Consider the following 12,032-nt stretch of genomic DNA (forward strand, 5'->3'; position numbering starts at 1 on the left):
ATGGCGGACGACGACTTCGGCTACACAGTGTGGGGGCGGGACTGGGTTCGACTCGCCCAGCCGTTACGCGTGACCCGGCCCGACCCCCGGCTGCCCCGCGCCCGCGCGCTGGCGAAGGGCGGAAAAGTGGAGGTGACGATCAGTGCCGGCAAGATCCGAGGAGCCGTCGACCACGGCCGCACAACACCTGAGGTGTCTATCGAGGTGGCACCGATGCCTTCACCTGCTCTGAACATCATCACCACCCAATTACAGGGAACCCGAACAATTCTCACCGACGAGATGTACAGCGAATGCACTGATCGAGGTCATCCGCCTGTACCCACACTCACCCGGGTCGAATGCACCTGCTCCGACAGCACCGATCGCTGCGTCCACGTGCTGGCAGTCTTCTACGACGTGGCCCGGCGCATCGACGACGACCCTCGACTGGCACTCGATATCCAGGACTTCGTCCGAGCCACGTCCGGCAGCACACAGGGCGACGCTGCGGTTCCGCACAGATGGATCGCACTCGACGGCCTCGATCCGGCCGACTACTTCACGGTTCGGTGATCGATGACGTGTGCCGCCGGACTAGTCTGATCCGATCCAGTTCAGCGATGAGTTTCTACACGCGGCTCGGTCTACACGTCGTAGATCTTCATCATCGACATCGGGAGCACACATGGGACAGCTGGTTCGGGTACAGAACTTCACCATTTCGAGCGATGGGATCGCTGCGGGAGTGGACCAGAGCTTCGAGAGCCCGTTCGGTCTCGATCATGGAAGCCTGATGGCGTGGTGCGGGGCAACCGCGAGCTGGCCGAACCGCACCGCTCCAGGCGGCAGTCGTGGTCTGGACGACTACTTCGCCCGCGACTTCGCGAACAACATCGGTGCCGAGATCATGGGCCGACACAAGTTCGGCCCTCAACGCGGTCCGTGGGCCGACCACGAATGGCAGGGCTGGTGGGGCGAGGAACCACCGTTCCACACACCTGTCTTTGTCCTCACCCACCACGAGCGACCGTCGATCACACTCTCCGACACCACGTTCCACTTCGTCGACGGCGAGCCGTCCGAGGTACTGAAACAGGCAAAGGAGGCGGCCGATGGTAAGGACGTGCGCCTCGGCGGTGGCGTCACCAGCATCCGGGAATTCCTCGATGCCGATCTCGTCGACACCATGCACATCGCTGTCGCTCCCATCGAATTCGGCTCGGGCCTGAAGCTGTGGGATTCACCCGACGAGTTGGACGACAGATTCGAGCACGAGGTCGTCCCCAGCAGCAGCGGCGTCACACATCACCTGTTCTGGCGTAAGTAGTCGATCCGGATCAATGCGGCTTTGTTGCACTCTGAGCGACTGAAACCCACATTGATCCCATAACCGAGGGACGAGGTGAGGGGTGGAGCGGGTGGTGTAGGACTACCCCCGCAGACCCCAGTGCTCGATCCAATCCAGTGCAGACATTTCTCCCGGCGCGATGCCCGCGTTACGGGCGGAGGCTTCGGCATTGCGGATGAGGGATGCAAAATCCAATACCCGACGCCGCAGTGCGTCCTCGGCGCTTTCTCCACCGTGCGAATGGTCGACCCCGATATGCACGACGCGAAGACCGTCAGGAACGAGTTCGTCGGGTAGGCCGGCCTTGGTGGCTCGTCCGATCACCTTCTGCGCCAGGGCGAGTGACGGCTGCGACAAAGCAATGCCGTCGATGCAGGATCGCCGCGCCTTCTCCGACGCCTTCTGCTCTTCCCAGGCGCGCTCTTGTTCGACGATGTCGATCGGTCCGCCGTCCTGGCGAGCGAGGTGCGGGCTGCGGTGGGTCAGTTTGGCAACAAGTCCCGCGGCGACGTCGTCGATATCGAACGCATTCTCGGCGGCGTTCTGAGCGATTCTGGAGTGAAAGAGTACCTGCAGCAACAGGTCTCCGAGTTCCTCGCGCAGGTCGTTCAAGTTCCCTGCGGCTATGGCGTCGAGAAGTTCGTAGGTTTCTTCCAACAGGTAACCACGCAGCGATTCGTGGGTCTGCTGCGCTTCCCAGCCACCGACGGTGTGCAATCGGTCCATCAAGTGCACCGCTGCGATCACGTCGTCACCGGGCAACTTCTCGGCGGCGATGACTCGTTCTCCGCGCGCGATCCGGTCCTGGACGTCGGGGTTGGCCCGGTCGGTGCTGACCAGGACGGGATCGACGGCATCGGGCGCAGCGGTGCCGGAGAACAGCCACCGCACCCGCACCGGTACCTCTTCGGTGAATTGCACCGCACCACCGAGGAATTCGACAGCATCCACGGGTACCTGCGCCGGACGAACGGGGTCGAGCAGAACTACCGTCACCGCTACACCCCCACTGTTTGCTCCAACAAGACCGACCGAGATGGCTTCCCGTCCAAGGATAGGATGAGATCGGCGATGAACTGCACCAATTCGACGTCGCGCACGCGCGCCGCGCCCACTCCGCCACCCTCGACGCGCGGCAGCGGTAATTGCACCACCCCGGTCGTCGCCCGGTAGGTGGCGCTGGGATAGAGCCGCTTGAGGCGAATCTGCTTGGAATCGGGCAACTCCATCGGAGCCAGTTTGACCTGCGTTCCGGCGACGTTGACGTCGGTCAAGCCGTATTCCTTGGCGATCAGCCTCAACTTCGCGATGGAGACCAGGCGGCCGACCTCCTCGGGAAGGGGCCCGTACCGGTCGACGAGTTCGTCGATGACGGCGTCGATACCAGCAGAATCGGCTGCCGCAGCGAGCTTTCGGTAGCCCTCGAGGCGCAACCGGTCGCTGGTGACGTAGTCGGGTGGAATGTTGGCATCGACGGGAAGGTCGATGCGCACTTCCTTCGGAGCCTCGTCGGTCGTGATGGGCTTTCCGTCCGCAGCGGCGCGGTAGGCCTCGACCGCCTCACCCACGAGCCGCACGTACAGGTCGAATCCAACGCCTGCGACGTGCCCGGACTGCTCGGCTCCCAGAACGTTTCCGGCACCGCGGATTTCGAGGTCCTTCATCGCCACGGCCATACCGGCACCGAGGTCGGAGTTCTGCGAGATGGTCGCCAGGCGATCGTAGGCGGTCTCGGTGAGCGGCTTCTCCGGTGGATACAGGAAGTACGCGTAGCCACGCTCGCGACTACGACCCACTCGTCCTCGGAGCTGGTGCAGCTGAGAGAGGCCGAGCGAATCGGACCGCTCCACGATCAGCGTGTTGGCATTCGAGATGTCCAGACCGGTTTCGATGATGGTGGTACACACCAGCACGTCGGTCTCGCGCTGCCAGAAACCCTGCACGGTGCGTTCGAGTGTCTCCTCGTTCATCTGACCGTGGGCGGTCGCGACCCTGGCCTCGGGCACCAGATCACGAATCTTCTTGGCGGCCTTGTCGATCGAACTGACTCGGTTGTGGACGAAGAACACCTGACCGTCACGCAGCAACTCGCGCCTGATGGCCGCGGCGACCTGCTTGTCGTTGTACGCCCCGACGTAGGTGAGCACCGGGTGCCGCTCCTCGGGCGGGGTGAGAATGGTGGACATCTCACGGATGCCGGCCAGGCTCATCTCGAGGGTTCGCGGAATCGGCGTGGCCGACATCGTCAGCACGTCCACGTGGGTTCGAAGCGACTTGATGTGCTCCTTGTGCTCGACGCCGAAACGCTGCTCCTCGTCGACGATGACCAGACCGAGGTCCTTCCAGGCGACACCGGTCTGCAGCAATCTGTGTGTCCCGACGACAATATCGACTGTACCGTCGGCCAACCCGGCCATGACCTCTTTGGACTCGGACCCGTGCGTGAAGCGGGAGAGCCCCTTCACCGTCACCGGGAACGACGCCATGCGTGCGGTGAAGGTCTGCAGATGCTGTTGTGCCAGAAGCGTTGTCGGAACCAGGACGGCGACCTGCTTGCCGTCCTGCACAGCCTTGAACGCGGCGCGTACTGCGATTTCGGTCTTGCCGTACCCGACGTCGCCGAGGATGACGCGGTCCATCGGGACCGCCTTCTCCATGTCGGCCTTGACGTCGGTGATGGCGGTCATCTGGTCGACCGTCTCGGTGAATCCGAACGCATCTTCCATCTCGAGCTGCCACGGAGTGTCGGGCCCGAAGGCGTGCCCGGGAGCTGCCTGACGAGCGGCGTACAGCTGCACCAGCTCGCCGGCGATCTCACGAACTGCCTTGCGCGCCTTGCGTTTGGTATTGGCCCAGTCGGATCCGCCGAGCTTGCTCAACGACGGCAGCTCGCCGCCGACATAGCGTGAGAGCTGATCGAGCGAGTCCATCGGGACGAACAGTCGGTCGCCGGGATGGCCCCGCTTGCTCGGTGCATATTCGACGACGAGGTATTCGCGTCGGGCACCACCGATGGTGCGTTCGACCATCTCGACGAATCGACCGATGCCGTGCTGATCGTGCACGACGCTGTCGCCGGCGACGAGAGCAAGGGGATCGACCTGATTGCGACGCTTCGCCGGGAGCTTGCGCCCCTCCCCCGCTGCGGCGACGCGGTTGCCGGTCAGATCGCTTTCGGTGACGACGACGAGCTTGGCATCGGGGAACACCAGGCCGTCGTGCAACGATCCGCAGAGGACGTTGACGACGTCCGCGACCGGGACCGCACCGGACTCGAGATGTGCTGCAGGCACTTCGGCCTCGGCGAGGCGTTCGATGATGCGAGTGGCGGTACCGGCACCCGCCACGGAGATGACGGCGCGGCCACCGGTGGCAATGTGCGCCCGCAGGGTGGCGAACAGGGCCGTCAGCGCTTCCTCGGACCCTCGGACCTCCGGGACCGAATCGACGGCGAGTTCGACTTCTTCGCCGTTGCCGGAGGCGAGTGGGCTGATGGTCCACCAGGGACGGCCGTGCACCTGCGCGGACTCGCGAACCTGTCGAAGAGACCGATACGCCGAGGCACCGAGATCCAGTGACGCGCCTTCGAGACTGGACGTGTCGAGGGTGGAGGTATCGAGCGGCGCAGCTCCACCGATCGAGGCTGCCGTCCAGGATGCTTCGAGGAACTCTTGGCCCGTGCGCACCAGATCTGTTGCGCGCGTGCGGATTCGCTCAGGATCGCACAGCAGTACGTGCGTTCCGGCGGGGAGGGTATCGGCAAGCAATTGCAGTTCGCCCGGCTGCAGCAGCGGAAGCAACGCTTCCATTCCCTCCACGGGAACTCCGGCGGAGAGCTTGTCCAGCATCTCCACCAGCGCCGTGTCACCCGCGTTGTCGGCGGCGAGCACTGCGGCGCGGTCGCGGACCTCCTGGGTGAGGAGCAGCTCACGGCACGGCGGCGCGATGACGAGTTCGACCTCGTGATCGGGCAGCGACCGTTGATCGGAGACCGCGAACGCGCGAAGTTCGGTGATCTCGTCGCCCCAGAATTCCACGCGCACCGGGTGATCTGCCGTCGGCGAGAAGAGGTCGAGGATGCCGCCGCGGACGGCGAACTCGCCGCGCTTGCCGACCATGTCCACGCGCAGGTATCCGAACTCGACGAGTCGGTGGATCAAGCCGTCGAAGTCGATGTCGAGCCCGACCTTCAGGGTCACGGGTTCGATCTCGCCGAGACCGGGAGCCATGGGCTGCACCAGCGAGCGGACGGTGGTGACGATGACGCGCAGAGGATCGCCGTAATCGGTGTCGCCGGGACGAGCGAGCCGGCGGAGCACGTCCAGTCGCTTGCCGACGGTGTCTGCACTGGGCGACAGGCGTTCGTGCGGAAGCGTCTCCCACGACGGGAACATCACGACGCCGCCGCCGAGGATCTGGCGGAGTTCGTCGGTGAGGTCGTCCGCTTCACGCCCGGTGGCGGTGACGATCAACAGCTGAGTGTGCTGCGCGATCGCGGCCGCGACGAATGGGCGAACCGAGTGCGGTCCGATGAGGGTGTGCTCAGCGGTGCCGATCGCGTCGGCGACGGCCACCATCGACGAATCCGTCAGCGCAACGCTGGCCAGACCCGACAGTTGCAGCGCCGCGTCGGGAACGATCGGGGCCGGCCCGGATGGCGACACGGCAGGCAGAGAATCGGAAGACAACAGCAATGCTCCTACAAGCGATTCGAGGCGACGGCTGCGCATGCACAGTCGCCGTCGAGTCTATGGGAGTACGCCGACACCCTGGCAGGCGGGAGACACGCGAGCTCAGCTCAGAGCTGCGTCGAGCATCGCTGCGAGTGACTCGCCGGCAGCAGCCGAATCGTAATCCGGGTCGTGCAGGCATTCGGTGACGATCGCGTCGACCGCGCCGCCGGTGATGATGGCGAGCGTTCGTGAATCGACACCGTCCGTCCCACGTGCACGGACCGACGCGTCGATGAGGTCGGCCAACGGCCGCCATCGCTGCTCCGGCGTGTGTCCGGCGGTGGAGTTTGCCAGCGCCTCGATCAGCATGCGCGTGTGCCGGGGGTGAGCGCGGAGGTGGCCGACCATGGCCCGGACGTACGCCTGAGGACCGTCCTGCGCTGGAACATCCCCGACCGCAGCAGCCACGTCCTGGACGAGAGCATCGAGAACGAATCGATACGCCGCTTCCACTACCGCATCCTTGGTTCGGAAGTGGTACAGCACAGCCGCTTTGGTGATGCCGGCGTTGTCTGCGATACGCGCGAGCGAGACGTTCGAGTATCCGTGCTCGGCGACCGCAGTGATCGTGACGTCGATCAGCTGCGCGCGCCGGGTGCGTTCGATGAAGCTCGGTTCTCTCGTTGCCACAACCGCCAGCTTACCGTACGGTCGAAATACTTACCGATCGGTTAGGAGACCGGACATGAACGATCGAGTACCGAAAACACGCCGTCGATACCTGAAGATCGCAGCCGGGGCGTTGACCGTCGGCGCGCTCGCCCTCACGTTCGCGCTCCGATCCCCCTCACCTGTCGGGCACTGGAACAGCGCAGAGAGCGAGGATCGATCTCTCGCCGCATACGACCTCGCTTTCGACGATCTACCCACCCCGGCAGAAACAATCGACGTTCGCACCGACTATGGCGTCGTCCGCGTCTATCGGTTTGCCGGCACGGGCGGCTCGACGCACCCGCTACTACTCCTACCTGGGCGGTCCTCCGCGACCCCGGTCTGGGCAGCGAATCTTCCGGGCCTGCTGACGATCGGGGACGTCTACACCGTCGATCTACTGGGCGAACCGGGTCGCAGTATTCAAGAACGTCCGATCTCCGGTGACGAAGATCAGGCAGACTGGCTCGCGCAGACCCTCGCGGCTCTGCCCGTCGACAAAGTGCACGTGATCGGGCTGTCCATCGGCGGGTGGACGGCGGCGAACCTGGCACTGCACGACAGCTCCCGCATCGCCTCCCTCACACTGATCGACCCTGTGGAGGTCTTTTCCGACATCCCCTGGAGCACCGCGATCCGCGCGCTCCCTGCCGCCGTACCGTGGCTGCCGAAGTCATGGCGAGACGGCTTCAACTCGTACACCGCAGGCGGTGCCGAGGTCCAGAACGTTCCGATTGCAGACATGATCGAGGCCGGAATGCAGGGCTACTCGCTGAAACTGCCGCGGCCCACGCGAATCACCGAAGAACGCCTAGCGACACTCGAGGTGCCGCTACTGGCCGTCATCGCAGGAAAGTCCGTGATGCACGACGCCACGGATGCCGTCGCCACGGCAGAACGGGCGCTTCCCGACGGGACCGTGCGGCTCTATCCCGACGCCTCACATGCCGTCAACGGCGAATATCCGGATCGCCTCCAGGGCGATATTGCAGACTTCGTTGCGGAGAACTCGTGAGTTACGGGCCGAAGCGGATGACTCGACGAGCCGCGAACTCGCGGAAGTAGTCCAACTTGTTGGCAGGAACAAGGGCCGGCAGGAGGTAGTACCAGAGTCGCTCCATGCGCGAGGGCAATTCCTCGGTGGTGGAGGTGGCGACCGCAACCATGTGCACGCCGGTGAGAATCTCGAGTACGAGCGAACCGATAGTGCGTGAATCCGAGTTGGGATCGATGTCGCCCTGCGCGATCGCCTTGCCGGCGAGCCTGTCGAACGACTCGCTCCAGCCGGCCATCACATTGCCCTCGGTGCCTCGGTAGTCACCGATCTGATGGCTCAATCGGAGCATGGCCGAGACCATGGGATCGCTGACCGAGAGATCGACGACGATGTAGGAGATGCCGATAGCCGCTTCGAGTGCGGGGATTCGACCATCGTTGAACTGCGAGCAGGCAGTGGTCAGACGAGTGTTTCCCTCGTCGATGACCGCACGCGCCAATTCTTCCTTGGAACCGAAATGGAAGTACAGAGCGCCTTTGGTGACCTGAGACTGAGAGATGATCTCGCTGAGACTCGCGTTCGCGTACCCGAGGCGCAGGAATACATTCGCTGCGCCCGCGAGCACGGTGTCGCGGGTTATCTCAGCGCGGGCCTGCCTGACCATAGGATCCGCCTTCGCGATTCTGTACTGACACTGCGCAAATTACGCCCGAACGGTACCACTGAGTGGCTTTACGTCTCATGCCAACATGCATCGGTCCGGTTGAGCACTGTGCCGTGAGTGACACAGCTCTCATGGCCGACAAAGGGGACGATACCCCCTCTTTCACCGCAAAGAGACGAAACCGGGTACTCATTCCTCGGTCAGTCGAGGGTCCGCTTCCAGGTTTGTCAACCCGTTCCAGCACAGGTTGACCACGTGTGCAGCCACCACTTCCTTCGAGGGAGTGCGCACGTCCAGCCACCACTGCGCCGTCATCGACACCATTCCGACCAGGGCCTGGGCATACATCGGGGCGAACTCGGGATCGAGGCCGCGACGCGAGAAGTCTCCGGCCAACATGTGTCCGACGCGTCCGATGGCCTCGTTGAGCAGGGACGAGTACTTGCCGTCCTCGGCAGAGGCAGGGGAATCACGAACGAGTATGCGGAAACCGTCGGTCCGATCCTCGATGTAGGTCAGTAGCGCGAGCGCGACACGTTCCACGCGGATTCGCGACCGATTGAGATCGAGAGATTTGGTGATCATCCCCAGCAACGTGGACATCTCACGGTCGACGATGACGGCATAGAGGCCTTCTTTGCCGCCGAAATGTTCGTAGACGACCGGTTTGGACACGTTGGCCCGACCGGCGATCTCCTCCACCGACGCGGCCTCGTAGCCACGTTCGGCGAAGAGCGTCCGTCCCACCTCGATCAACTGCTCACGACGTTGAGTCCCGGTCATCCGAACCCGAGGTGAGCGTTCTTGCTCCGAGGCTGACATGGAAACCGCTTCCGTTACCGACCGTGCACGTCCTGACGCCGGAATCGACGACCACCTCACCCTAGCGATGCCCGATCCATCCCATTGGTGTGCCTGTGGGAACGACAGAGGAGGTCTGTTATACGTCGCGGTTCGACTCACCACTACCTCTCATGCGAGGATCGTTGCGCTCGGTGGGAGCGCAACGGCTTGACGAATGCGTCGTTCGATTCGTCGGCCACTGTCTGTACCACCGGTCGATTATCCGCCGTGGTGTAATGGCAGCACCTCTGATTTTGGTTCAGATAGTTCAGGTTCGAGTCCTGGCGGCGGAGCGAGCAACATCATTCACGCATTCCCGTCTTTCGCGTTACCGCCTGAGGAGCTCAATGCCTGTGCAGACCGCCGTGGTCGTTCTCGCTGCGGGTGCAGGTACCCGAATGCGCTCGAAGACCCCGAAAGTTCTGCATCCTCTCGCCGGACGCACGATGCTCGCGCACGCCCTTCACGCGGCCGCCGACCTCGGGCCCGACCACCTGGTTACCGTCGTCGGACACGATCGTGAACGAGTCTCTTCCGCCGTGCACGATCTCGCGGCCACCTTGGGTCGAACCATCCATACCGCTGTTCAGGATCGACAGTTGGGTACCGGACATGCCGTGCAGTGCGGCCTGGCCGCGCTCCCGGACGACTTCGAGGGCACGATCCTCGTCACCGCGGCCGACGTCCCTCTGCTCGACGGCCACACCCTCAAGGCATTGCTCGACGAGCATCTGAGCGCTCCCCGTCCCGCAGCCGCGACGGTACTGACCTTCGTTCCGGACGATGCCAACGGCTACGGCCGCATCGTTCGCACCGACGACGGCGAGGTGGCCGAGATCGTCGAACACGCCGATGCCACCCCCGCTCAGGTGCTGATCGGCGAGGTCAACTCCGGCGTCTACGCGTTCGACGCGGTGGCGCTGCGCACCGCACTCGGCAAGCTCAGCACCGCCAATGCCCAGCACGAGCTGTATCTGACCGACGTCGTCAAGATCAGCAAAGCCGACGGCAAAGCCGTCTACGGCACCCAACTCGCCGATCCCGACCTGGTGGTGGGCGTCAACGATCGCGTGCAGCTGTCGCACGTCACGTCGGTACTCAATCGCCACATCATCGAGCGGCACATGCGGGCAGGCGTCACCGTCGTCGACCCGTCGACCACGTGGATCGACATCGATGTCACTCTCGGTGCGGACGTTCGCCTCGAGCCCGGTGTCCAGCTGCACGGCAAGACCCATATCGCCGACGACGCGGTCGTCGGGCCGGATTCGACCTTGCGTGACGTCGAGATCGGGGAACGCGCGTCGGTGGTGCGCACCCACGCCGAGCAGGCCGTGATCGGACCGGATGCGACGGTCGGACCCTTCACCTACCTGCGACCGGGCACCGTTCTCGGCACCGGCGGCAAGCTCGGTGCCTACGTCGAGACCAAGAACGCGACGATCGGCAACCACACCAAGGTTCCGCACCTGACCTACGTCGGCGATGCCACGATCGGCGACCACAGCAACATCGGTTGCTCCAACGTCTTCGCCAACTACGACGGCGTCAACAAGAGCCGCACGGAAATCGGATCCCATGTACGGACCGGTTCCGACTCGACGTTCGTCGCTCCCGTTCACGTGGGCGACGGCGCTTACACCGGCGCAGGGACAGTGGTTCGGGAAGATGTTCCTCCCGGCGCGCTGGCCGTCTCCGGTGGCAAGCAACGCAATATCGAAGGCTGGGTCATCGACAACAGGCCCGGAACCGAAGCTGCGCAGGCAGCGGCGCTCGCAGATCGTGATCGGCACGAACAAAAGGACGGCGAACAGCAGTGAGCACCCCCAATTGGATCGACAACCAGAAGAACCTGATGTTGTTCTCTGGTCGAGCACATCCGGAGTTGGCCGAGCAGGTCGCCAAGGAACTCGGCATCGAGATCACCCCGCAGACGGCACGTGACTTCGCCAACGGCGAGATCTTCGTGCGCTTCGAGGAGTCGGTCCGCGGATCGGACGCGTTCGTTCTGCAGTCGCATCCGTTCCCGCTCAACACCTGGCTGATGGAACAGCTGATCATGATCGACGCTCTCAAGCGTGGATCGGCCAAGCGCATCACCGCGATCCTCCCGTTCTACCCGTACGCCCGCCAGGACAAGAAGCACCGCGGCCGCGAGCCCATCTCCGCTCGCCTCGTCGCCGATCTGCTCAAGACCGCAGGTGCCGACCGCATCATCACCGTCGACCTGCACACCGATCAGATTCAGGGCTTCTTCGACGGCCCCGTCGATCACATGCACGCGCACAGCCAGCTCGCCGATCACATCCGCGGCAAGTACAGCCTCGAGCACATCACCGTCGTCTCCCCCGACTCCGGCCGCGTCCGCGTCGCCGAGAAGTGGGCGGACTCCTTCGGCGGCGCACCGCTGGCCTTCATCCACAAGACGCGTGATCCGCTGGTGCCCAACCAGGTCAAGTCCAACCGCGTCGTCGGCGAGGTCGAGGGCCGCACCTGCATCCTCATCGACGACATGATCGACACCGGCGGCACCATCGCGGGCGCGGTGAAGGTTCTCAAGGAAGCAGGCGCGGGCGACGTCGTCATCGCCGCCACTCACGGCGTTCTGTCCAACCCGGCCGCCGAGCGCCTCGCCAACTGCGGTGCCAAGGAAGTCGTCGTCACCAACACCCTCCCGATCAGCGACGAGAAGCGCTTCGAGACGCTCACCGAGCTGTCGATCGCACCCCTGCTGGCCCGCACCATCCGCGAGGTCTTCGAAAACGGTTCCGTCACCAGCCTTTTCAACGGCAGCGCATAACAATAGGTCTGTTT

10 protein-coding genes and 1 tRNA gene are annotated in these 12,032 nt (G+C 64.0%); 6 read left to right on the forward strand and 5 right to left on the reverse strand.

Annotation, left to right across the window (positions count from 1 at the left end):
• Together CH305_RS01705 and CH305_RS01710 are read left to right on the forward strand one after the other, a co-directional pair.
• Nucleotides 1-555: a hypothetical protein gene (locus CH305_RS01705; protein ID WP_094702294.1), complete on the forward strand. Its 555-nt coding sequence runs from the start codon at nucleotides 1-3 to the stop codon at nucleotides 553-555.
• A 112-nt stretch (nucleotides 556-667) separates the two neighbouring features.
• Nucleotides 668-1,309, forward strand: coding sequence for a dihydrofolate reductase family protein (locus CH305_RS01710; protein WP_094702296.1), 642 nt, complete (start codon nucleotides 668-670; stop codon nucleotides 1,307-1,309).
• Between the two features lie 102 nt (nucleotides 1,310-1,411).
• On the opposite strand, the gene CH305_RS01715 is transcribed toward CH305_RS01710, so the two are convergent.
• The 3 genes from CH305_RS01715 to CH305_RS01725 form a co-directional block, all read right to left on the reverse strand.
• Entirely contained in the window at nucleotides 1,412-2,326 is a 915-nt protein-coding gene (locus CH305_RS01715; protein WP_032404271.1) for a MazG family protein, read from the reverse strand.
• 2 nt (nucleotides 2,327-2,328) lie between these two features.
• A complete protein-coding gene (gene mfd / locus CH305_RS01720) occupies nucleotides 2,329-5,907 on the reverse strand; it encodes a transcription-repair coupling factor (protein WP_255182558.1) in 3,579 nt (1,192 codons plus the stop codon).
• Between the two features lie 216 nt (nucleotides 5,908-6,123).
• Nucleotides 6,124-6,693 carry a TetR/AcrR family transcriptional regulator gene (locus CH305_RS01725; protein WP_094702298.1) on the reverse strand — a complete coding sequence of 190 codons (570 nt, stop codon included), beginning with the start codon at nucleotides 6,691-6,693 and terminating at the stop codon, nucleotides 6,124-6,126.
• A 55-nt stretch (nucleotides 6,694-6,748) separates the two neighbouring features.
• Here CH305_RS01725 and CH305_RS01730 point away from each other — a divergent pair, with 55 nt between their 5' ends.
• Nucleotides 6,749-7,729, forward strand: a complete 981-nt coding sequence (locus CH305_RS01730) for an alpha/beta fold hydrolase (protein ID WP_094702300.1) — start codon at nucleotides 6,749-6,751, stop codon at nucleotides 7,727-7,729.
• 1 nt (nucleotide 7,730) lies between these two features.
• Here CH305_RS01730 and CH305_RS01735 read toward each other — a convergent pair whose 3' ends face one another.
• Nucleotides 7,731-8,375: a ScbR family autoregulator-binding transcription factor gene (locus CH305_RS01735; RefSeq protein WP_032404274.1), complete on the reverse strand. Its 645-nt coding sequence runs from the start codon at nucleotides 8,373-8,375 to the stop codon at nucleotides 7,731-7,733.
• 189 nt (nucleotides 8,376-8,564) lie between these two features.
• Nucleotides 8,565-9,197 (reverse strand): TetR/AcrR family transcriptional regulator, encoded by a 633-nt coding sequence (locus CH305_RS01740; protein WP_080730482.1) that lies wholly within the window; start codon nucleotides 9,195-9,197, stop codon nucleotides 8,565-8,567.
• A 243-nt stretch (nucleotides 9,198-9,440) separates the two neighbouring features.
• Between CH305_RS01740 and CH305_RS01745 the strand changes: the two genes are divergently transcribed.
• From CH305_RS01745 to CH305_RS01755, 3 genes are all read left to right on the forward strand, one after another.
• Nucleotides 9,441-9,511, forward strand: a tRNA-Gln gene (locus tag CH305_RS01745).
• Nucleotides 9,512-9,565: 54 nt separating this feature from the next.
• The gene (gene glmU, locus CH305_RS01750) at nucleotides 9,566-11,038 is read left to right on the forward strand and encodes a bifunctional UDP-N-acetylglucosamine diphosphorylase/glucosamine-1-phosphate N-acetyltransferase GlmU (RefSeq protein WP_032377256.1); all 1,473 of its coding nucleotides are present in this window, start codon (nucleotides 9,566-9,568) and stop codon (nucleotides 11,036-11,038) included.
• Complete coding sequence (locus CH305_RS01755) at nucleotides 11,035-12,018, forward strand: ribose-phosphate diphosphokinase (RefSeq protein ID WP_032377257.1); 984 nt, start codon at nucleotides 11,035-11,037, stop codon at nucleotides 12,016-12,018. The genes glmU and CH305_RS01755 overlap by 4 nt, the downstream gene beginning before the upstream one ends.
• Nucleotides 12,019-12,032 lie beyond the last annotated feature (14 nt).

The sequence above is a fragment of the Rhodococcus sp. 15-649-2-2 genome (assembly GCF_002258645.1).
Classification (GTDB): domain Bacteria; phylum Actinomycetota; class Actinomycetes; order Mycobacteriales; family Mycobacteriaceae; genus Rhodococcoides.

Bases quoted from the DNA above. Each gene is read 5' to 3' on its own strand.
- CH305_RS01705 (WP_094702294.1), top strand. From the start codon at position 1: ATGGCGGACGACGACTTCGGCTACACAGTGTGGGGGCGGGACTGGGTT.
- CH305_RS01710 (WP_094702296.1), top strand. From the start codon at position 668: ATGGGACAGCTGGTTCGGGTACAGAACTTCACCATTTCGAGCGATGGG.
- mfd (WP_255182558.1), bottom strand. From the start codon at position 5,907: ATGGTGGCCGTCGCCGACGCGATCGGCACCGCTGAGCACACCCTCATC.
- CH305_RS01730 (WP_094702300.1), top strand. From the start codon at position 6,749: ATGAACGATCGAGTACCGAAAACACGCCGTCGATACCTGAAGATCGCA.
- CH305_RS01735 (WP_032404274.1), bottom strand. From the start codon at position 8,375: ATGGTCAGGCAGGCCCGCGCTGAGATAACCCGCGACACCGTGCTCGCG.
- CH305_RS01740 (WP_080730482.1), bottom strand. From the start codon at position 9,197: ATGTCAGCCTCGGAGCAAGAACGCTCACCTCGGGTTCGGATGACCGGG.
- glmU (WP_032377256.1), top strand. From the start codon at position 9,566: ATGCCTGTGCAGACCGCCGTGGTCGTTCTCGCTGCGGGTGCAGGTACC.